The 20,911-nt window shown below is 69.0% G+C and carries 16 protein-coding genes and 1 tRNA gene; 11 read left to right on the top strand and 6 right to left on the bottom strand.

Annotated features, from left to right (window positions below; all coding sequences use genetic code 11):
• The first annotated feature begins 3 nt into the window (after positions 1-3).
• From LQ938_RS12120 to mqo, 6 genes are all read left to right on the top strand, one after another.
• Positions 4-2,529: a glycoside hydrolase family 65 protein gene (locus LQ938_RS12120; protein WP_223722813.1), complete on the top strand. Its 2,526-nt coding sequence runs from the start codon at positions 4-6 to the stop codon at positions 2,527-2,529.
• A 76-nt stretch (positions 2,530-2,605) separates the two neighbouring features.
• Positions 2,606-4,843, top strand: a complete 2,238-nt coding sequence (locus LQ938_RS12115) for a DNA polymerase III subunit gamma and tau (RefSeq protein WP_223722814.1) — start codon at positions 2,606-2,608, stop codon at positions 4,841-4,843.
• Complete coding sequence (gene recR, locus LQ938_RS12110; RefSeq protein ID WP_223722815.1) at positions 4,843-5,436, top strand: recombination mediator RecR; 594 nt, start codon at positions 4,843-4,845, stop codon at positions 5,434-5,436. The genes LQ938_RS12115 and recR overlap by 1 nt, the downstream gene beginning before the upstream one ends.
• Before the next feature lie 83 nt (positions 5,437-5,519).
• Positions 5,520-6,806, top strand: coding sequence for an aspartate kinase (locus tag LQ938_RS12105; protein ID WP_223722816.1), 1,287 nt, complete (start codon positions 5,520-5,522; stop codon positions 6,804-6,806).
• 162 nt (positions 6,807-6,968) lie between these two features.
• Positions 6,969-8,039, top strand: coding sequence for an aspartate-semialdehyde dehydrogenase (locus LQ938_RS12100; RefSeq protein ID WP_223722817.1), 1,071 nt, complete (start codon positions 6,969-6,971; stop codon positions 8,037-8,039).
• A gap of 109 nt (positions 8,040-8,148) precedes the next feature.
• Positions 8,149-9,606, top strand: a complete 1,458-nt coding sequence (mqo, locus tag LQ938_RS12095; RefSeq protein ID WP_223722818.1) for a malate dehydrogenase (quinone) — start codon at positions 8,149-8,151, stop codon at positions 9,604-9,606.
• A 27-nt stretch (positions 9,607-9,633) separates the two neighbouring features.
• Here the strand turns inward: mqo and LQ938_RS12090 are convergent, their stop codons facing one another.
• A complete protein-coding gene (locus LQ938_RS12090) occupies positions 9,634-10,068 on the bottom strand; it encodes a YciI family protein (RefSeq protein ID WP_223722819.1) in 435 nt (144 codons plus the stop codon).
• 95 nt (positions 10,069-10,163) lie between these two features.
• Here LQ938_RS12090 and LQ938_RS12085 point away from each other — a divergent pair, with 95 nt between their 5' ends.
• Entirely contained in the window at positions 10,164-10,793 is a 630-nt protein-coding gene (locus tag LQ938_RS12085; RefSeq protein ID WP_223722820.1) for a thymidine kinase, read from the top strand.
• Positions 10,794-11,208: 415 nt separating this feature from the next.
• Here LQ938_RS12085 and LQ938_RS12080 read toward each other — a convergent pair whose 3' ends face one another.
• From LQ938_RS12080 to LQ938_RS12060, 5 genes are all read right to left on the bottom strand, one after another.
• Positions 11,209-11,976, bottom strand: a complete 768-nt coding sequence (locus tag LQ938_RS12080; RefSeq protein WP_223722821.1) for an HAD-IIB family hydrolase — start codon at positions 11,974-11,976, stop codon at positions 11,209-11,211.
• Between the two features lie 81 nt (positions 11,977-12,057).
• Positions 12,058-12,131: transfer RNA gene (locus LQ938_RS12075), tRNA-Pro, on the bottom strand.
• A gap of 52 nt (positions 12,132-12,183) precedes the next feature.
• Complete coding sequence (locus tag LQ938_RS12070; protein WP_223722822.1) at positions 12,184-14,676, bottom strand: hypothetical protein; 2,493 nt, start codon at positions 14,674-14,676, stop codon at positions 12,184-12,186.
• 117 nt (positions 14,677-14,793) lie between these two features.
• Positions 14,794-15,729: a metallophosphoesterase gene (locus LQ938_RS12065; protein WP_223723030.1), complete on the bottom strand. Its 936-nt coding sequence runs from the start codon at positions 15,727-15,729 to the stop codon at positions 14,794-14,796.
• Entirely contained in the window at positions 15,726-18,251 is a 2,526-nt protein-coding gene (locus LQ938_RS12060; protein ID WP_223722823.1) for a transglycosylase domain-containing protein, read from the bottom strand. The genes LQ938_RS12065 and LQ938_RS12060 overlap by 4 nt, the downstream gene beginning before the upstream one ends.
• 108 nt (positions 18,252-18,359) lie before the next feature.
• On the opposite strand from LQ938_RS12060, the gene LQ938_RS12055 reads away from it, so the two are divergent.
• The 4 genes from LQ938_RS12055 (at position 18,360) to LQ938_RS12040 (ending at position 20,818) form a co-directional block, all read left to right on the top strand.
• Positions 18,360-18,584: a DUF4177 domain-containing protein gene (locus tag LQ938_RS12055; RefSeq protein WP_223722824.1), complete on the top strand. Its 225-nt coding sequence runs from the start codon at positions 18,360-18,362 to the stop codon at positions 18,582-18,584.
• On the top strand, positions 18,581-19,051 hold the full coding sequence (locus tag LQ938_RS12050) for a RidA family protein (protein WP_223722825.1): 471 nt from the start codon (positions 18,581-18,583) through the stop codon (positions 19,049-19,051). The genes LQ938_RS12055 and LQ938_RS12050 overlap by 4 nt, the downstream gene beginning before the upstream one ends.
• A gap of 319 nt (positions 19,052-19,370) precedes the next feature.
• On the top strand, positions 19,371-20,045 hold the full coding sequence (locus LQ938_RS12045; protein ID WP_223722826.1) for a hypothetical protein: 675 nt from the start codon (positions 19,371-19,373) through the stop codon (positions 20,043-20,045).
• Complete coding sequence (locus LQ938_RS12040; RefSeq protein ID WP_223722827.1) at positions 20,042-20,818, top strand: hypothetical protein; 777 nt, start codon at positions 20,042-20,044, stop codon at positions 20,816-20,818. Before LQ938_RS12045 ends, LQ938_RS12040 begins: the two co-directional genes overlap by 4 nt.
• Positions 20,819-20,911 lie beyond the last annotated feature (93 nt).

Below are 20,911 nucleotides of genomic sequence, written 5' to 3'. Positions count from 1 at the left end.
CCCATGATGGATCGAGACCGTTTCCCGGTCGACCCTTGGCGACTCATCGAACGATCGTTCGACGTCGACAACACGGGCGTCACCGAGACCCTCTTCACGGTGGCGAACGGCTACCTGGGTCTGCGCGGAAATCACCCGGAGGGCCGGTTCGCGCACGAGCAGGGCACCTTCATCAACGGGTTCCACGAGACGTTCCCGATCCGTCACGCGGAGCAGGCCTACGGCTTCGCGGAGGTCGGCCAGACCATCATCAACGCACCCGACGCGAAGGTCATGCGCGTCTACGTCGATGACGAGCCCCTCTCGTTCGATGTCGCCGACCTCCTGCAGTACGAGCGCACGCTCGACATGCGCGACGGAGTGCTGCGCCGCGATCTGCTGTGGCGCACCCCGTCGGGCAAAGAGGTGCGGATCAACTACGAGCGGATGGTGTCGTTCGAGGAGAAGCACCTCGCGATCATGAACCTCGAGGTCACGGTCGAGAACGCCGACGCTCCCGTCACGGTGAGCTGCCAGCTCATCAACCGGCAGGACGGCGAGGACGTCTACGGCGGTCGCCCCCGCGGGGCGACGAAGGCCGGGTTCGACCCGCGCAAGACTGAGAAGCTCAACGAGCGCGTGCTGCAGCCGCGCGAGCACTGGCAGGACGGCGAGCGGTCGGTGCTCAGCTACGAGGTGACCGAATCCGGAATGACGCTCGCCGTCGCCGCCGATCACCTCATCGTCACCGACAACGAGTACACCGCGCGCACTCTCGTGCAGCCCGACATCGCGAAGAACGTGTTCCGGGTGCAGGCCAAGGCCGGTGTCCCGATCCGCATCACCAAGCTGGTCAGCTACCACACCTCGCGCGGCGTGCCCGCGGAGGAGCTGGTCGACCGCTGCCGGCGCACGCTCGACCGCGCCCGCAGCGAGGGTGTCTCGGTGCAGTTCGAGAAGCAGCGCTTCTGGCTCGACGGGTTCTGGGAGCGCTCGGACGTGCGGATCGCCGGCCACGACGACCTGCAGCAGGCGACGCGCTGGTGCCTGTTCCAGCTCGCGCAGGCCACGGCCCGCGCCGACGGCCAGGGCGTTCCGGCGAAGGGCCTGTCGGGCTCGGGGTACAGCGGCCACTACTTCTGGGACACCGAGATCTACGTGCTCCCGTTCCTCGCGTACACGACGCCGCAGTGGGCTCGCAACGCGCTCCGGATGCGGGTGCACATGCTGCCCGCGGCACGCAAGCGCGCCTTCCAGCTCAACGAGGTCGGGGCACTGTTCCCGTGGCGGACGATCAACGGCGAGGAGGCGTCCGCGTACTACGCGGCCGGCACCGCGCAGTACCACATCAACGCCGACGTGAGCTTCGCGCTGGCGAAGTACGTGCGCGCCACGGGCGACGTCGAGTTCCTCTACCGCGAGGCCGTGGACATCGCGGTCGAGACGGCGCGGCTGTGGACGACCCTCGGATTCTGGCGCGATGAGATGGATGGCGAGGACTCGTTCCACATCCACGGCGTCACGGGCCCCGACGAGTACACGACGGTCGTCAACGACAACCTGTTCACGAACGTCATGGCCCGGTTCAACCTGCGCTTCGCCGCGCGAACGGTGCGCGAGATGGAGTTCGACGCGCCCGAGGCGTACCGGCACATGGTCGACCGGCTGGGGCTCGACCCCGACGAGCCGGACGTCTGGGAGCGTGCCGCCGACGCGATGCACATCCCGTTCAGCCCGGCGCTCGGCATCCATCCCCAGGACGCGGTATTCCTGGAGCGCGAGGTCTGGGACCTGGAGCACACCCCCGCTGCGCAGCGTCCGCTGCTCCTGCACTTCCACCCCCTCGTCATCTACCGCTACCAGGTGCTCAAGCAGGCCGACGTGGTGCTCGCGCTGTTCCTGCAGGGAAACCACTTCAGCGACGAGGAGAAACTCGCCGACTTCCAGTACTACGACCCGCTGACGACGGGAGATTCGACCCTGTCGGGCGTCGTGCAGTCGATCCTCGCGGCCGAGGTCGGGTATCAGGATCTGGCGTTGGAGTACTTCCTCGACTCGATCTACGTCGACCTCGCGGACCTGCACCACAACGCCGCCGACGGCGTGCACGTAGCCTCGGCCGGAGGTGTCTGGACGTCGCTCGTCAGCGGGTTCGGCGGCATGCGCGACCACTTCGGCGAGCTGACCTTCGACCCGCGCCTGCCCGAGTCGTGGCCGGAACTGTCGTATCCGCTGGCCTGGCACGACACCCGCCTGAACATCACGCTCCGCCGCGACGAGATGATCGTCCGCGCCGACACCGGCGGCGAACCGGTGTCGTTCTCGGTGAGGGGCGTGCCGTACACGGTCGACGGCGGCGATGAGATCGTCGTGCCGCTCGCGACGCAGGGGCCCGTGCGGGCCGGACGACCGACCCTCCGCATGTTCGCGGACGTCCGTCGCGAGGACGGCACGCTGCTGTCTGCCTCCGTGCCGAGTCTCACCTCGTCGATGCCGATCATCACCACACCGAACGCCGTCGTCGATCCGGAAGCCTCGGTCGACGCGTGATCCGGGGGGCGGCGCCCGTGCGGAGCGCCGCCCATCGGGCCGTCCCGATGTCGGGGGCACGGCTTAGGCTGTGGGGGTGACCACCGCCCTTTATCGCCGCTACCGGCCCGAGTCCTTCGGCGAGATGATCGGTCAGACGCAGGTCACCGATCCGCTCATGACGGCCCTTCGCGGTGACCGCATCGGCCACGCGTACCTGTTCTCCGGTCCGCGCGGATGCGGCAAGACGACCTCGGCCCGCATCCTCGCCCGCTGCCTCAACTGCGCGGCCGGACCGACCGACACCCCGTGCGGCACCTGCGACAGCTGCGTCGAGCTCGGTCGCGGCGGCGGGGGCTCGCTCGACGTGGTCGAGATCGATGCCGCCAGCCACAACGGTGTCGACGACGCCCGCGACCTGCGCGAACGCGCGATCTTCGCTCCCGCCCGCGACCGGTTCAAGATCTTCATCCTCGACGAGGCGCACATGGTGACGCCGCAGGGGTTCAACGCCCTGCTCAAGCTCGTCGAAGAGCCGCCCGCGCACGTGAAGTTCATCTTCGCCACGACCGAGCCCGAGAAGGTCATCGGCACGATCCGCTCGCGCACCCACCATTACCCGTTCCGGCTCGTGCCGCCCGCGGCGATGCTGGAGTACGTCCAGACGATGTGCGAGACCGAGGGCGTCACGGTCGAGCCCGGTGTCCTCCCGCTCGTCGTGCGTGCCGGCGGCGGGTCGCCGCGCGACACCCTGTCTCTGCTCGACCAGCTGATCGCCGGGTCGGAGAATTCTGCCGTCAGCTACGAACGCGCGGTCGCCCTCCTCGGCTACACCCACGCCGAGCTCCTGGATGAGGTCGTCGAGGCGTTCGGCGCGAAAGACGCCGGAGCCGCCTTCGCCGCCGTCGACCGGGTCGTTCAGACCGGGCAGGATCCGCGTCGGTTCGTCGAAGACCTCCTGGAACGGTTGCGCGATCTGATCGTGATCGCCGCGACCGGCCAGGGCGCGTCGGCCGTGCTGCGCGGCATCCCCGCCGACGATCTCGAGCGCATGGCGCGTCAGGCGACGATGGTCGGTACCATCCGGCTGTCTCGCACCGCCGACATCGTCATCGCTGCCCTCGACGAGATGACCGGGGCGACGTCGCCGCGATTGCAGCTCGAACTCATGGTCGCGCGTGTGCTCGCGCACACGGCGCCGGCCGCCGAACCCCTGGCAGTGGCGGCTCCCGCCGTGCCGACCCGTGCGGTTCCGGCTCCGGCCGCTCCTGTTGCGGCTGCCCCGGCGGCGGTTGCGCCGGCTTCGGTTGCCCCTCCGGCCGCGTCGGCTCCGCCTCCGTCTCCCGCAGCGGCTGCTCCCGCGGAGCGCGTGCCCGAGAATTCCACCGCTCCCGCGGCCGCCGCCGAGGCGCCCGCGACGCCGGCGGAGGCCCCCGCATCCGCCGACATCCCCGCGGGTCCGATCACGACGCAGCGGATGCGCGACGCGTGGCCCGAGGTGCTCGCGCGCCTCGAGACGATCAGCCGTTCGTCGTGGCTCATCGCGACGGTGGCTCGGGTGGCCGCTCTCGACGGCGACATCCTTACGCTGACTTTCCAGAGCCAGGGCGACGTGGCGGCGTTCAAGAAGCGCACCGCGGGGTCCGGCCCGAGCGAAGACCTTCGTCAGGCCATCCAGGGTGTGCTCGGTATCCGCGTGAAGTACATCGCCCGTCACGACTCCGACGAGCCCGGCGGCGACGGGCCGGGTGCGCCCCCGGCGGCCCCCGACGTGCCGCCGACCGGAGGGCGCGAGCCGAACCGTGCGGCGGATGCGGCGCCGCAGGCGAGCGCCCCGCGCACATCGCCCGCGGCCGCGCCACGCTCGTCCGCCCCCGTCACCGAGTGGGCAGTCGCCTCCATCCCGACGGATGCCCCCGTCGAGCCTTCCGCGCCGGCCGGGTCCGCATCGCGGGCCGCGGCGTCCTCTCCGCGGACGACGATCGCCGCTCCCCGCCCCGAGGTCATCCGTGAGGCGCCGGCGCAGTTCCCGGTCGACGACGAGCCCGAAGATGCCGCATCCGTCGCTGCGGGCGCCGCGGTAACGCCCGCCCGCGACGGCGTCGTGCTGCCCCCGGCCGAGGTCGCCCCCTCAATCGAACCCGACGAACCCGATGACCCGGCCGACGAAGAGACCTTCCCGATCGATGCACCGGTGCCGCCCGTGATTGCGCCGCCGGTGCGCGCCGCCGCACCGACCGGCGTGCAGCGCTACGGCGAAGCGGTCGTCCGGCAGGTACTGGGCGCGCGGTTCGTGCGTGAAGAGACCTACGAACGCCCGACGAGGTTCGCCTGATGTACGACGGCATCGTCCAGGATCTGATCGACGAGTTCGGGCGCCTGCCCGGCATCGGGCCGAAGTCCGCGCAGCGCATCGCGTTCCACATCCTGCAGACCCCGAACTTCGACGTGCTGCACCTGTCGAAGCTGCTCGGCGAGGTGCGCGACAAGGTGCGCTTCTGCGAAGTGTGCGGAAACGTCTCGGAGCAGGACCGCTGTTCCATCTGCCGCGACCCGCGGCGCAACGAGACCCTGATCTGCGTCGTCGAAGACGCGAAGGACGTCGCGGCGATCGAGCGCACGCGCGAGTTCAAGGGGCTCTACCACGTGCTCGGCGGGTCGATCAGCCCGATCGCCGGCGTCGGTCCTGACGATCTCCGCATCGCCCAGCTCATGCAGCGCCTCGCCGACGGCACGGTGCAAGAGGTCATCCTCGCGACGAACCCGAACCTCGAGGGAGAGGCGACCGCGACCTACCTCAGCCGCCTCCTCACCACGCTCGAGATCCATGTCACGCGGCTCGCGTCCGGGTTGCCGGTCGGCGGCGACCTCGAGTACGCCGACGAAGTGACGCTCGGCCGGGCGTTCGAAGGCCGCCGCACCGTCTGACACATGGCCGGCTCGGAATGAGAGCTTGCCTAAGATGGGGCGTTGGGCGCAGCATCCGAGCGTCGTGATCCCGGGAGTTCCACGTGGCGTTGATCGTGCAGAAGTACGGCGGGTCGTCGGTCGCCGACGCGGAAAGCATCAAGCGAGTCGCGAAGCGCATCGTCGACACCCGGCGTGCCGGGCACGACGTCGTTGTCGCGGTGAGCGCCATGGGCGACACGACCGACGAGCTGCTCGACCTCGCGAACCAGGTGGCGCCGATCCCCGCGCCCCGAGAGCTCGACATGCTGCTGTCGTCGGGGGAGCGCATCTCGATGGCGCTGCTCGCGATGGCCATCCACTCCATGGGTTTCGAGGCGCGCTCGTTCACCGGTAGCCAGGCCGGAATGATCACGGATGCCACGCACGGCGCCGCGCGGATCGTCGACGTCACCCCCGTGCGACTGCGCGAAGCGCTCGACGAAGGCGCGATCGTGATCGTCGCCGGGTTCCAGGGATTCAATCGCGACACTCGCGACATTACGACTCTCGGCCGCGGCGGATCCGACACGACCGCCGTCGCCCTCGCCGCCGCGCTGAACGCCGACGTCTGCGAGATCTACAGCGACGTCGACGGCATCTTCACCGCCGACCCGCGCGTCGTGCCCAAGGCCCGCAAACTCAGCGTCGTCTCGACCGAGGAGATGCTCGAGCTCGCCGCGAACGGCGCGAAGGTGCTCTACATCCGCGCGGTCGAGTACGCGCGGCGTCACGGTGTCACGATCCACGCGCGCTCGACGTTCAGTTCGAGCGAGGGCACCTACGTGCTCGACCAGGTAAAGCTTGCCGCGCAGAACCCCGAGGGAGACCCAGTGGAAGAGCCGATCGTCGCGGGAGTCGCGACCGACCTCAGCCAGGCGAAGATCACCGTCACCGGTGTGCCGGACGTTCCCGGGAAAGCCGCGGAGATCTTCAAGATCGTGGCGAAGTCCGGCGCGAACGTCGACATGATCGTGCAGAACGTCTCGGCGGCCACGACCGGCCGTACCGACATCTCGTTCACCCTGCCGACCTCCGATTCCGGGACGGCGCTGAAGGCCCTCGCCGCCGAGCAGGCCGAGGTGGGCTTCGCGGCTCTCGTGCACGACGACCAGATCGGCAAGCTGTCGGTCGTGGGCGCGGGCATGCGCACGCACTCCGGAGTGTCGGCGACGCTGTTCGAGGCGCTCAGCACGGCCGGCATCAACATCGAGATGATCTCGACCTCCGAGATCCGCATCTCGGTCGTGCTTCGTGCCGACGACATCGCCGAAGCCGCCCGGATCGTGCACACGGCCTACGGTCTCGACGGCGATTCCGACGCCGTCGTCCACGCCGGCACCGGTCGCTGACCGTCCACGCCCTCTTCGCCGACCCACCCCCTTCTTCCCGACCCACCCGCTTCTGTGCGGGTCTTAGAGGGGTGGCTCGGGCATAAGGGGGTGGGCCGGCACCCGCGCCGCGGGACACGTTAGAATTTGGCAACCCTGCGCACTACAGCATCGAGGACACTCATGACCCGCATCTCTGATTCCGGACTCTCCGTCGCCGTCGTGGGCGCCACTGGCCAGGTCGGCACGGTCATGCTCGAGATTCTCACCGAGCGGGCATTCCCGATCCGCGAACTGCGGCTGTTCTCGACCGCGCGTTCCGCAGGTACCGCGCTCGAGTTCGCGGGCGTCACGGTCATCGCCGAAGACGTCGCGACGGCCGACCCGGCCGGCATCGACATCGCGCTCTTCTCGGCGGGAGCGACGGGTTCCCGCGCGCACGCCCCCCGCTTCGCCGCGGCCGGTGCGGTCGTGATCGACAACTCGAGTGCATGGCGGATGGATCCGGACGTGCCGCTCGTCGTCAGCGAAGTCAACCCGCACGCGATCGCCGACGCGCACAAGGGCATCATCGCGAACCCGAACTGCACGACCATGGCGGCGATGCCCGTCCTCAAGGCGCTGCACGCCGAAGCGGGGCTCGAGCGTCTCATCGTCAGCACGTACCAGGCCGTTTCGGGCTCCGGTCTGGCGGGGGCGCAGGAGCTTCTCGGCCAGGTCGAGGGTGTGCTCGCCCAGGGCGACACGCTGCGTCTCGTGCGCGACGGTTCGGCAATCGACTTCCCGCAGCCGGAGAAGTACATCGCGCCGATCGCCTTCGACGTCATCCCGTTCGCCGGCAACCTCGTCGACGACGGTGACAACGAGACCGACGAGGAGAAGAAGCTTCGCAACGAGAGCCGCAAGATCCTCGAGCTCCCCGATCTCCGCGTGGCGGGCACCTGCGTGCGGGTGCCGGTGTTCACGGGTCACTCGCTGAGCATCAACGCCGAGTTCGCTGCCCCGCTTTCGCCGGAGCGTGCCCGCGAGATCCTCGCTCACGCACCCGGCGTCGCGCTCGAAGAAGTACCGACGCCGCTGCAGGCCGCGGGCAAGGACCCGAGCTTCGTGGGCCGCATCCGTGCCGATCAGTCCGCACCCGAGGGGCGTGGGCTCGCCCTCTTCATCAGCAACGACAACCTGCGTAAGGGTGCCGCGTTGAACGCCGTGCAGATCGCGGAACTGGTCGCCGCTCGCATCGGCGCCGAGGTCTGACCCGCGGGCAGAGCCGCCGGGTTTCGCGCTCAGTAAGAACCGCCTTCCTTGCCGGGGAGGGGGTCGTTCGGCGTGCCGAGGTCACCGGCGCGCGAACTACACTTGACGGGTGACAGGAACCGTCGACGTCCTCCTGATCGGTGGTGGCATCATGAGCGCCACCCTCGGGACATTTCTCCAGCAGCTCCAGCCCGACTGGAAGATCGCCGTCTACGAGCGACTCGGCGGTGTGGCCGAAGAGAGCTCGAACGCGTGGAACAACGCGGGCACCGGCCACGCGGCGCTGTGCGAGCTGAACTACATGCCCGCGGGGCCCGACGGGTCGGTGGATGCGGCGAAGGCCGTCACGATCAACGAGCAGTTCCAGCAGAGCCGGCAGTTCTGGACGAGCCTCATCGAGCGCGGCGTGCTGGATGGCCCGAAGACCTTCATCAACGCCACTCCCCACATGACGTTCGTGCAGGGCGAGAAGGATGTCGCGTACCTGAAGCGTCGCTACGAGGCGCTCCGTGTGCAGCCGCTGTTCGCGGGAATCGAGTACAGCGAAGACTCGCGGGTGATCAACCAGTGGGCGCCGCTGCTCATGCAGAAGCGACGGAAGGGCGAGCCGTTCGCGGCGACGCGCGTGCCGAGCGGCACGGACGTCGACTTCGGTGCGCTGACGCACCAGCTCATCGACACGCTGCGCGAGAACGGCGCGGATGTCGTGACCAACCGCGAGGTGAAGAACCTGAAGCAGATGAAGGACGGCACCTGGCGGGTCGACTTCCGCAACGTCGTCGGTGGCACCCCCGGTCAGATCAACGCGCGCTTCGTCTTCATCGGCGCCGGCGGCTGGGCGATCAAGCTCCTGCAGAAGTCGGGAATCCCGGAGATCAAGGGATACGGCGTCTTCCCCATCGGGGGGCAGTGGCTGAAGACCAGCGACCCGAAGATCGTCGCTCAGCACAAGGCGAAGGTGTACTCGCAGGCATCGGTCGGTGCCCCGCCGATGTCGGTGCCGCACCTCGACACCCGTGTCGTCGACGGTGAGACCTCGCTGCTGTTCGGTCCGTTCGCGACGTTCAGCCCGAAGTTCTTGAAGACCGGCAAGTGGTGGGACATCATCACGCAGGTGCGGCCCTCGAACCTCGGCAGCATGCTGAAGGTCGGTGCGACGAACCTCGATCTCGTCAAATACCTTGTCAGCGAGCTCATCAAGACGCACGCGAAGAAGGTCGACAGCCTTCGCCAGTTCATGCCGACCGCCACGGCGGAGGACTGGGAGTTGCTCGACGCCGGACAGCGCGCGCAGGTGATGAAGGGTGGCAAGCTGCAGTTCGGCACCGAGGTCGTCTCCAGCGCCGACGGCTCGATCGCAGGCCTTCTCGGCGCATCGCCGGGTGCGTCGACGGCTGTCTCGATCATGCTCGGTCTGCTCAAGGACTGCTTCCCCGACCGCATCGCGGCGTGGGAGCCGGCCCTCGCCGACCTGATCCCGAGCTACGGTGCGACGCTGAATCCCGATCCCGCCGCGGCCGCCGCATCCACGGCTCGGACCGCAGAGGCGCTCCAGATCAACCCCTGACGGCCGCCCGGTCGGGGCGGGTCGCGCCTATTCGGGGGAGGTGTGGTCGGTCTGCTCTCCGCGCCACTCCTTCTCCTTCTGCACGAACTCGTTGTCGGAGTAGTCCGCGAAGTCCGTTTCGTCGGTGAGGCGGCGGATCTCGATCTTGTTGCCGGCTCCGAGCGGCGCGCGCACGGCCCATGCGACGGCGTCTTCACGGGAGGCGACCTCGATGGTCCAGAACCCGTTGAAGAGTGCCGGGGCGTCGCCGTACGGGCCGTCGGTGACGCGGGGCGCACCGTCGGTGAATTCGACGACGGAGCCCTGCGCCGCATCCGTCAATCCGTCTCCGCCGACCAGGATTCCGGCCGTGATCATCGCTTCGTTGTAGGCGCCCATCGCGTTGATGACCGCTTCGAAGTCGACGTCTTCGGGGTTCTCGATCGAACCGCTGTTGCGCATGATGAGCATGTACTTCGACACGAGGTCTTCTCCTTGAGGGGGCGGGATGCGGGCTTCCCTCCCACTATCGCGGGGATCGGCGTCTACGGGAACAGGCGCCCCCGTAGAATCCACAGGTGGCGAAGCTGTATTTCCGGTACGGAGCGATGAACTCCGGCAAGTCGACCGCTCTTCTGCAGGCGGCGTACAACTACGAGGAGCGCGGGCAGCGCGTGCTGCTGGCGAAGCCGGAGATCGATACGAAAGAAGCCGACCACATCTCGAGCCGCCTCGGGGTGACGCGCGAGGTCGACTTCCTGATCGGCCCGGATGCGGACCTCAGAGCCCTGTTCGGCGAACATCGCACCCGGGTGCGCGGGTCGGCATCCGATGATGGCCTCTCGACGGACGTCTCGTGCCTGCTGATCGACGAGGCACAGTTCCTCACGCGCGAACAGGCCGATGACCTGCTGCGCATCGCGGTGATGGATGGCGTCCCGGTGCTCGCCTACGGCATCCGCACCGACTTCCTGACGCAGGCCTTTCCCGGCTCTCGGCGGCTCATGGAACTCGCGCACAGCCTGGAGGAGCTGAAGACGATCTGCCGCTGCGGACGCAAGGCGATCTTCAACGCTCGGCTCGTCGGCGGGCGCTTCGTGTTCGACGGCGACCAGGTCGCGATCGACGAGTTGACCGCGGAGCGGGTCACGTACGAGTCGATGTGCGCTCAGTGCTACCTGACGGAGTCCGGCGGCCGCCTGGGCTGATCGCCCCGTTCGCCCCGCGCGCGCCGCGCGTGCGTGTCCGCGCGTGGCGCCTGTGCTTCCGCCCCCGCTCGTCGCGCCTGCGCCTGCGCCCCCGCCCCGCCCCGCCCCGCCCCGCCTGTGCGCGCCCGCCCCGCCCCCGCTTGTCGCGCCTGCGCCCGCCCGCGCCCGTGCGTCGAACCGCGGCTCACGTGTCGCAATTGGCGCTCTTCGCCGACTGATTGCGCCATGTGAACCCATCCCCAGGATGTTCACGTGACGCAATCCGTGGTCGGGACCGACCGAATGCGACACGTGAGCGAAAAGGGTGAGCCCGGGTCAGCGGCGAAGGCCCCCGGGTCAGCGGCGAAGCCTGCGGTGGAGGGACGAAGGCCTGCGGTGGAGGCACGAGGGCCTGGGGTCCGCGGCACGCCGGGGGTTAGCGGTGGGGGAGTGTGGGGAGGAGTTGTTCGAGGTATTTGGCGGTGTCGTGCCATCCGTCGACGGCGTGGCAGGTGACGCCCATGGCGAGGACGGGGTAGTCGTTGCCGTCGGGGTCGAGGCGGTCGCCGACGAAGAGCATGTCGTCGAGGGGGATGCCGGTTTGTTCGGCGAGTTGGCGCATGCCGTAGGCCTTGTCGATGCCGCGGTGGGTGATGTCGACGGAGGTGGATCCGCCGGAGCGGACTTCGAGGTCGGGGATGCGGGCGGCGACGGCTTCGCGGAGGGTGTTCTTCTTCTCGCCGGTGGGGTCCCAGGCGGTTTTCGCGTCGAGGGGTGCGGTTTGTCCGAGGGCGGAGAAGGTGATCTGCGATCCGCGGTCTTCGAGGATGTCGCCCCAGGTTTCATCGGCCCAGAGCCCGAGACGGCGGGCTTCTTCTTCGACGGCGGTGAGGGCGCGGGTCTTCTCGTCGTCGGTGAGGGCGTGGGCGTAGATGGTCTGGATGCCGTCGGCGTCGATGCGGTAGTACTGGGTGCCGCAGGTGGGCAGGAGGTGCAGGTGAGAGAGGACCTCGGGGGTGGTCTCGGGGAGTTGTTCGACGACCTGGGCGCGAAACTGGGAGAGCTGGCCGCCGGAGATGATCGCGACCTCGACGCGCTCGGCGAGGTCGAGGAGGATGCGGGCGATCCGCGGGTCTACGGCGCTCTTGGAGGGAGCGAGCGTGTCGTCGAGATCGAAGGCGATGAGCCTCGGGGTCGCGGGCATGGGAGGCTCCAGGAGGGTCGGCGATGCCGGACAGGACCAGATGATACGAAAGGCTCCGCCTTGCGGCGGAGCCTCCTCGCGTCGGGGTGACAGGATTTGAACCTGCGGCCTCTTCGTCCCGAACGAAGCGCGCTACCAAGCTGCGCCACACCCCGTGGCAACCGTTCGAGTCTACCCCAGCGGAGCCGCAGGGCCGAATCGGCCCGGTCACCGTCGCGCGGTCACCGTCCGTCGCCGTGCGAGAGCCGCGAGGGCGCAGCCCGCGGCCAGGACGACGGCTCCGATGCCCCCGATCGTGCGGATCGGCGAGCTGCTGCCTCCGTCCGCTCCGGTCGCGGCGAGCACGTCGACGTAGGTCGTTTCGAACTCCTCGCCGCACACGCCGGCGGCGAGTGTGACGGGGGTGCTGCCGTCGGTGGGTCGCGTCCTCAGCTCGGCGACCCAGTGCTTCGCTCCCGCCTCCGACGAGGTGAGAGTCGGCGAGGTGTACTCGCCGCTGCCCGTGACGGGCACGGCGTCGGTGACGGCTTCGAGGGTCTCGGGCGTGCAGACGGGCTCGTCTCCGGCGGCGGTGTGGAAGATCGAGAAGACCAGCTCGGCATCGACTCCGTCGCCGAGACCCGTGACCGTCGCGGTATCGGAGAACGGCTCGCCGGTCGCTGCGCGCTCGACCGCTCGCGTGGTGAGCGCGGGCTGCTCGACGACGGTCGTCTCGTTCTCGAGGCCGCAGGCGCCTCGTGCGATCTGCCGGGCCTCGCCGCCCTCGGGGGTGTGCCAGAGGGTTTCGATCCAGTAGTGGGTACCGACGTTCTGCAGCCGCACGACCGGCGACGAGAAGGTGCCCTCCGTCGTCACGGCGACCGGCGTCGCGCTGGTGTCGGCGACGCGTCGTTCCGGTGTGCAGGCATCCGCGGGGGCCGCGCCCTCGGCCGCGTGGAACACCTCGAAGGTGAGCGTCGTCACGCCCGTGCGGGGCACCGGGCCCGACACGGTCGCGGCATCCGTCGCCTCTCCGCCCCACCCGACGGTCGCGGTGGCCTGCGTGGTGACGGTTGGAAGCGGAGCCCGGGTGGTCTCGCTCTCCACACCGCACGCGCCCTCGTGCACGAGCCGTCCTTGCGCGTCGGTCGCTCGTTCCCGCCAGACGTAGGTGCCGAAGTCGGGGACGACGGGCCCCGGGATGCGGACGCTCCCGGCGGATGCCACGTGCACGGGGTCGTCGGGGTTCGCCCAGAGCAGGTTCTCGGGAGTGCAGGCGTCGACGGGGTCGACCCCGTCCGGCACGCGATAAACGGTGGCCGACAGGTCAAGGCCGTCTCGGGGCACGACCCCCTCGACGATCACCTCGTCGCCCATGATGTCGCCGACCGAGACGATCGGATCGGCCTTCGAGGAGACCGCGGTCACCATGGTGATCTGGCTCTGCTCACCGAACTGCTCGCGCCAGGCGTAGTCCGCCTCGAGGGCGGCGACCGCATCCGGATGCTGACCCTCTGCCGCGATCTCCCAGACCGCGGTGTAGAAGCCCGGGCCGGGTAATGGCTCGGCGGTCTCGACGCGGTAGGGCGCGGTCGGTCCGATGACCGGGTCGGTCGTCAGCTCGAGCGTCGCGACCGGCTCGGCGTCGGCGGGCGCCTCGGGAGCGAGTACGGGCTCGTCCTCCGTGCGGTAGAGCGTCGCGGTGGCGCGCACCGGCACGTAGTTTCCGTCGCCCGTGCGTCCCCAGGTGCCGCGGACCACACCGAACGTGACGTCGTCGATGTAGGTTCCGCCGGGCACGTACCGCGAGGCGACCTGCGTCGAGATGACGGGCGCGAACGTTGTGACGCGCGGGGTGGAGTCTTCACCGGCGACCGGAAAGTCGAGCGGCCCGACGGGACCCGCGGTGTCTTGCCCGCCGGCTGTCGTGAAGTGGTGCACGAGCGGGGCGAACCCTGCGCGGAAGGTGCCGCTGCCGCGCACGGTGAACGTCGTCTCGCCGTTCGGCGGCGTGGCCGTGATCGGGTACGTCGCGCCGACCGCCGCTCGCTCGAGCGTGGGCTGGCCGGACTCGGTGAACACGGCGTTCTCGAGCGTCAGGGTGCCGCGAGCGTCGGGAACATCGGCGATGACCGTGACGGTTCCGTGCCGCGGGTCAGCGGCGTCGGTGGCGAATTGCAGCGATCCGGATGCGGACGCCGGACCGGCGGCCATCGCCATCCCCTCGGCGTAATAGGCCGCGGCGAGGTTCTGCACGGCGACATTGTGCTCCGGAGCGATGTGGCGGAACACCCAGTCGATGGCCCCCTCGAGGCTCTCGCCGGCGTACCCGAACGTGTGCAGTGTCTCGTTCCAGTTCGCGATCGCCTTCACCGCCCACCCGACGCTGGCCGCCTGCACCGGATCGTCGGTCTGCCCGTAGGTGGACACGAGCATGTTGATGGCCGTGAGGCGGCGGGGATCGAGCCCGGCCGCGTCGCCGCTGATGCCGCGGTCCTCGGTGGCTCCGGTCGGCAGTGGACGACCGGGGAAGATGCAGTACGTGTGCACGCCGCCCACCAGCATCGAACCGTGCCAGCCGTAGCGTGTGGACGAGGCCCACTCGCCGAAGCCGCTGCCCGGAGAGGCGGCGCGTGCGGGGGCGGTGGAGACGATGCCGGCGACGATGAGCGCCGCGGCGACGGCGAGGGTGGCGAGGAGGGTGGTGAGCACACGTTTCATGCTCCGAGCGTGCGGGGAGAGCCCCATCCCTCGCCGGCGGATCGAGGCAGATGTGGACGATCAGGGCCGATCGTCAACCTGTGGAGGAGAGGACGCGACGACCGTCGTGCGCCCGGATCAGGCGATCGGGCGGAGGATGAGGAGCGTCGCTTCGGGGCGGCAGGCGAACCGCACGGGGGCGAAGATCGAGTGCCCGATTCCGGCGCTGACGTTCAGCGGCACACGGCGGTCGTCGTGCGCCCAGGTGCTGAAGCCCCGGGCCTGATCGAGCGGGATGTCGCAGTTCGCGACGAGCGCCTTGGACGACAACGGGATGCGGACCTGGCCGCCGTGCGTGTGTCCCGCGAAGATCAGGTCGGCCCCGAAATCGGTGAAGGCGTTGAGCACCCGTCGGTACGGCGCGTGCGATACCCCGATCGTGAGTGCTGCGCCCCCGACCTGCTGCTGCGCCGCGCGTTGCGGCGCGAGCCCGGCGATGTCGTCCCAGTGGCGGTGCGCGTCATCGACCCCGAACGCGTCGATACGAAGGCCGTCGACGTCGAGGCTCGTCGTGGTGTTGTCGATGCCGACCCACCCGAGTTCGTCGCTCAGATAGCGATCGAGCGCGTCGACGTCGAGTGCCTCTGCTTCCGGCTTGTTCTTCGACGGGCCGGTGAAGTACCGCAGCGGATTGCGAGGGGCGGGCGCATACGCGTCGTTGGAGCCGTGCACGAAGACGCCCGGGATGCCGCGGAACCCGTCGAACGCGCGGCGAAGCCCCGCGAGCCCGTCGGCGTGACCCAGGTTGTCGCCCGTGTTCACGATGAGGTCCGGCTCGAGTGCGGCGAGCGACGCGATCCAGCGCTGCTTGCGGTGCTGCCACGGGGCCATATGGGCGTCCGAGATGTGCAGCACCCGCAGCGGGCGGGAGCCCGCCGGCAGAACGAACAGATCGTGCTCGCGCACCGTGAACAGGTAGCGCTCCACTCCGACGCCCCAGATCGCGGCGCCGAGCCCGACCGCCCCCACCGCCGTGATGGCAGTGAGGGCAGTGCGGGGAGCGGTCGTCGTCAGCACCGTGCGGCGGCGTACTCGATAGCGATCTGCGTGTTGCGGTTGGCCGCGGTTCCCCCGGCGGGGTTGGTGGCCGTCGCGCGGGTGTCGTTACCGGTCAGTTGCGGATCGACGGTGCACGTGCCGAGCGCGACGTTGCCGAATCCGGCCGACGTGAGCTGCTGCTGAGCGTTCTGGACGGTACCGCTGACACTCGGCACCGTTCCGCCCTGGCCGTTGCTGGGGTTGATCGTGATCGTCGAACCGCCGGCGGTCGAGCCGCTGGGGTTCTGCGCGGCCACGATGTCGGTGGCCTGATCGGAATCCACCGCCGGGCCGACCGAGACCGTGAAGCCGGCATCCTCGAGCGCAGCCTGCGCGGCCGCGATCGTCTGGCCGACGACGTTCGGAATCGGCGTCGTGACGGTCTTCGTCAGGTTCGCTGCGGGGGCCGGGAACGCGCCGCCGCCGTAGATGTCGTTCGCCGTGCGCTGGATCGTGCGGGCGAGCGAGTAGCGGATGTTCTGCAGTCCGCGCGCCTGGATGTTGGCGGTGCCCTGCACGGTGCCGACCCACGCGGCGGTCGTCACCGCGGTGCTCGACTCGACCATCCACGTCTGCAGCTGCTCGTGGGTTCCGGTCTTGCCGATGAGCTGCGTGCCGTCGTTCGTGTTGGCAGCGCCGCCCGTGCCGCCGTTCATCACACCGCGGAGGGCGTATGCCGCGGTCGCCGCCACCTCGGGGGCGATGACCTGCGAGCAGGTGCGCTGCGGCTTGGGCAGCTCGTTGCCGTTCGAGTCGGTGACGAGGTCGATCGCCTGGGGCTGGCAGTACACGCCGTTGTTGGCGATCGTCGCGTAGGCGCCGGCGATGGCGAGAGGCGAGACGTTGTCCGATCCGATGACCTCACCGGCCCGTGTCATCGGTACGGGTGTGCCGTCGCCGAGCGTTACGCCCATCTTCGTCGCGACGTTGCCGATATCGCAGAGGTCGAGTTTCTCGGCCATCGCGAGGAAGCCGGAGTTCAGCGAGGCGGCGGTGAACTGCATCGGTGTTCCCGTGTAGCCGCCGACGCCACCGAAGTTGCCGATCTTCGTATTGCTGACGTTGACCCAGTCGCCCGCGCACGAGTTGGTCATGCGGGGGAAGACACGGTTGCGGCCGTTCAGTACCTCGTTGACGGAGTGGCCCTGCTCGAGCCAGTCGACCAGGGTGAAGAGCTTGAAGGTCGAGCCGGCGTTGAAGCCACTGGAGCCGCCGAACTGCTTATCGCCGGCGTAAACGAGAGAGGTCTGGCCGGGGCCGGGGTTCGGGGACTCGTTGAAGTCGGTGTTCTGGGCGATCGCGAGAACGCGACCGGAGTTCGTCTCGACGTTGACCGTGGCGGCGCCGAAGTCCATGCCGTCGACCGACGTCGGCGTCTGGTCCCGCATCGCCGTCGTGGCGACGTTCTGCAGGTCGAGGCTCAGCGTGGTGTGCACGCGGAGTCCGCCGCGGCGGAGGGCCGCCTGGCGGTCGTCGGCCGTTTCGCCGAACGCGGGGTCGTTGCGCACCACGGAGACGACGTACTGGCAGAAGTACGGCGCAACGCTCGCGCCGCATCCCTGGGTCGGGTTCGTGATCTGCGGTGTGATCGGCTCCGCGACCGCGGCGTCGTGCTGCTCCTGCGTGATCTTGCCGTCTTCGAGCATGCGGCCGAGCACGTACTCCTGGCGCTTCTTCGTGAGCGAGTACCCGTCGGCAGCGCCGTTGACTTCATTGTTCGGCTGGTCGATGCGGTAGGTGTTCGGGTTCTGCACGACGCCCGCGAGGATCGCCGCCTGGCCGATGCTCAGCTGGCTGGCCGGCACGTTGAAGTAGTACCGGGCTGCGGCGTCGACGCCGTAGTTGACCGAACCGAAGTTCGCGATGTTGAGGTACCCGAGCAGGATGTCGTTCTTCGAGTACTCCTGCTCCAGCTGGATCGCGTAGCGCATCTCCTGGAGCTTGCGCTCGATGCCCTCGGTTCCGCTCGAGTTGGTCGCCGCCGTGAAGCACGCCTGCTTCGCCGCGTCGTCTGCCGCATCCCATTCGCACTTCTGGATCAGGATGTTCTTCACGTACTGCTGGCTGATCGAGGATCCGCCCTGGGTGCTGCCGCCGCCCTCGAGGTTGGACAGGAGCGCGCGGCTCGTGCCGATCAGGTCGACGCCGCCGTGCTCGTAGTAGCGCGGGTCTTCGCTGGAGAGGATCGCGTCGTACATGACCGGCGCGACCTGGTCGAACGTGACCGGCGAACGGTTCTGCTCGTAGAAGGTGGCGAGAACCTGGTCGTTGCCCTCGTTGTCCTTGTAGAGAATCGTGGAGGGCTCCATGCCCTCGGTGAGCTCGAGGTAGCCGGGCATGTTGTCGAACAACGTGATGGCACTCGAGGCCGCCGCGCCCGAGATGGCGATGGCGGGAGTCACCGTCGCGGTAATGAGAACTGCGGCTACCGCGCTCAATCCGACGAGTCCGGCGAGGCCGCCGAGCACACCGGTGGCCGTGCGTTTGGTATCGGGCATAGGGTGATCGTAAGCCAGGATGCTGAGGGATGACCCGATGGCGCCCGGTACGCCTGGCATCCGAACGGGCGGATCACCGCCCCCGATGCGCACATTCCGGGAGTCGCGATGACCACGTGGGAGTACCTCACCACGCCCCTTCTGATCCATAACACCGCCGCGATCCTCAACAACTGGGGCAAGCAGGGCTGGGAGCTCGTGCAGATCGTGACCGGGCCCGAGGGCGGGCTTGTCGCATACCTCAAGCGTCCCGTCGGCGCGGACTCGTCGGCGAACGCCGGACTGTCGGCCGCGGCAGAAGCATCCCGTCGCTTCGACGGAGCCGGCGCGTGAGCGGCGTCGTCGAGCGCCTCGCCGCCCTCGGGTTCGAGCTGCCGGGCGTCGTGCCGCCCGTCGCCGCCTACGTGCCGGCGAAGGTCCATGCCGACCTCGTCTACACGGCGGGCCAGTTGCCGTTCATCGCCGGCGCCCTCCCCGCGACCGGCAAGGTCGGCGAGGGCGACGGGCTCGTTGCCGCATCCGATGCCTATGGCTACGCGCGGCAGAGCGCGCTGAACGCGATCGCGGCCGCCGCATCCGCCGTCGGAGGCGTCGAACGGCTGACCGGCGTTCTCAAAGTGACCGGCTTCGTGGCCTCGGTGCCCACGTTCACCGGCCAGCCCGGCGTCATCAACGGCGCGAGCGAGCTTCTGGCCGAGGTCTTCGGGGAATCGGGCCGTCACGCCCGCTCGGCCGTCGGTGTTCCCGTGCTGCCGCTCGACAGCCCCGTCGAGGTCGAGGTCGTCTTCACCTTCGCCTGAGCGCCGTCAGCAGCATGTCCCACTTTTTGCCGACCGTGTCCCAGTTTTTGCCGCTTGGAGCAGGTCAATGCGGCAAAAACTGGGACATGGTTTCGTGGGGGATGCAGATGCCGGACCGGCCGCGCGGATGCCGGACCCGCGGAGGCGGCTACCTCACCTGCGCGGAGATCACCGACATCACGGCGGTGTCGCCGACCTCACGCCCTTCCGCCACATCGCGGGAGCCGGCGCATGATCCCGTTGCCGCGTGAACTCCCGCTGCTCCCGTAGAATTCGTCGGGATGAGCAGGTCCCGGACCGCCGAGGGAAAGCGTGTGTCATGGCCGCATTCAATACCGAGTTCGCCCGTCATCCCGATCGGTTTCGGAACGGGCGGTCCTGGCCGCGCACCATCATCATGATCGTCATCGCCGTTGCCGCGTTGGTCGCCTTCGTCTACCGGGCCATCAACTTCGGTGAGCTGCAGGATCAGGCCGTCGAGGCGACCGGATCGGTCCGCTTTGTCGCAGGCCAGCGCATCGGGCTCCTGGTCTCCCCGATCCTCCTCGTGCTCGTGGCGGCGGCATGCGTGTTCGCGGCAATCCGGTGGGGACGGGTGTGGAGCATGGTGGGCACGGGAACGCGACTCCGTCGACGTCACCGCCGCGGGATGTTTAGCGGACGCCGACTCTTCGACGACATGGTCCTGCGGTTGAAGACCGGGGACCCCTCCACCTTCACGCCTCTTCCGACACAGCCGTGCTTCGTCGACGTGGACCTCGAGTTCTGGACCGCCGATGCCGACCGTGTCGGCTTCGCCAAGGACATGCTCCTTGAGGAGACGAACAACCAGGATGTCGCCTTCGCGGAGCCGATCGCCTTCGAGGGTGCCTCCTACGACGCGCTGAAGGCCGCGATTGCGCAGGGATTCGATGAACGAGCCGCCCCGCCCGTCGCCCCCGGTCCAGGTCCCGTGGCTCCCGGCACGTCTGCTCCGACGGGACCCACGTCGTGAACGTCCCGGGAGTCCCCGCCGAGCTTCAGCACTGGGCTCGCGTATTCGAGGGCGGGAACCACTACGACGCCGTCTACGACCGTGCCGCAGCCGACGCCGTGCTGGCGCGCAACCGTCGAATGGCGACCGTGCTCGCCATCGTCGGCGGCGTGAGCCTCCTGCTCTGCCTCCTACTCCTGATCTTCGGAGGAGCGTTCACTCGGCTCCTCATCCTCCTCGGCGTCTTCGGGTTGGTCATGGTGTTCGTGACGCTCCCAACGATCCTGAATGTGGGGCGGGGGATGCGCAGACTGGCCGTCGGTGAGGGTCTGCTCGCGCGGGTGTCGGGTGAGGGCGTGTCCTTCAGCCTCGTGGGTCCGATCGCCTGGAACGAGGTGGTCGGGGTCATCGAGTACGACTCCACTGCTCGCGCGCGGGCCAGCGCACGCATCCCGATCATCGGCTGGGGCGCTCGATTCTCGCAGAAGGCTGGCAACGGCTCGCGCGGTCTCACCCTCGCCCTCCGCGACGGTTCGGCCGTGCAGGCGCGAGTCCGAGACGAGAACGAGCGCGGCTTCGTGCGGTTGTGGGGGCCGAGGTCGTCGCCGGCCCGCCCCGGCGACATCGCGATTATCCTCGATTCGTTCCTCGATGAGACCGGTGTTCGTCAGCTCCTCGAGACCATCGTCGTGGGCGCGCTCATGAACGGTGTTCCCGTGCACCACCCACGGTCGGCCGCCGACTACATCCAGACGCTCGGCCGCCTGGTCGACCCGAAGTTCCCCACGGTGTAGCCGGCCCCCGCAGGAGCCTCCTCCGGCCGCTCCATCGCAGCCTGAACGGTTGAGGGCGGACGACAGAGGCGGATGACGGCGCCGGTGGAGCGT

It is taken from the genome of Microbacterium sp. cx-55 (assembly GCF_021117345.1).
Taxonomy (GTDB): domain Bacteria; phylum Actinomycetota; class Actinomycetes; order Actinomycetales; family Microbacteriaceae; genus Microbacterium.
This window is presented reverse-complemented; position numbering and strand designations above follow the sequence as displayed.

Bases quoted from the DNA above. Each gene is read 5' to 3' on its own strand.
- LQ938_RS12120 (WP_223722813.1), top strand. From the start codon at position 4: ATGATGGATCGAGACCGTTTCCCGGTCGACCCTTGGCGACTCATCGAA.
- recR (WP_223722815.1), top strand. From the start codon at position 4,843: ATGTACGACGGCATCGTCCAGGATCTGATCGACGAGTTCGGGCGCCTG.
- LQ938_RS12100 (WP_223722817.1), top strand. From the start codon at position 6,969: ATGACCCGCATCTCTGATTCCGGACTCTCCGTCGCCGTCGTGGGCGCC.
- LQ938_RS12080 (WP_223722821.1), bottom strand. From the start codon at position 11,976: ATGCCCGCGACCCCGAGGCTCATCGCCTTCGATCTCGACGACACGCTC.
- LQ938_RS12070 (WP_223722822.1), bottom strand. From the start codon at position 14,676: ATGAAACGTGTGCTCACCACCCTCCTCGCCACCCTCGCCGTCGCCGCG.
- LQ938_RS12060 (WP_223722823.1), bottom strand. From the start codon at position 18,251: ATGCCCGATACCAAACGCACGGCCACCGGTGTGCTCGGCGGCCTCGCC.
- LQ938_RS12055 (WP_223722824.1), top strand. From the start codon at position 18,360: ATGACCACGTGGGAGTACCTCACCACGCCCCTTCTGATCCATAACACC.
- LQ938_RS12045 (WP_223722826.1), top strand. From the start codon at position 19,371: ATGGCCGCATTCAATACCGAGTTCGCCCGTCATCCCGATCGGTTTCGG.